This window comes from Aquimarina sp. AWH4_224, from assembly GCF_056160245.1.
The window spans coordinates 1-213 of the sequence record NZ_JBSWWU010000095.1 but is presented as its reverse complement, the minus strand read 5'-3'; the positions used below and the strand labels follow the sequence as shown (position 1 = coordinate 213).

Below are 213 nucleotides of genomic sequence, written 5' to 3'. Positions count from 1 at the left end.
ACTATCCAAAATCGTAGCTTCATCCAATAAAACCAAAACACTACCACTACATAAGGCTAACCAAATCTGTTCTACAGAAGCATCAAATCCTATATTGGAAAACTGTAAAATACGATCACTACCATCAATCCCGAAACAGGACAACTGAGAACAAACCAGATTCAATACATTACCATGATTAACCTTTACCCCCTTAGGGTTACCTGTAGAACC

General features: G+C 37.6%; 1 protein-coding gene. It reads right to left on the bottom strand.

Translation table 11 applies throughout. The features are described from left to right. The coding region (locus tag ACXAGJ_RS24850) for an AMP-binding protein (RefSeq protein ID WP_474843918.1) at positions 1-213 on the bottom strand (213 nt) is incomplete at both ends.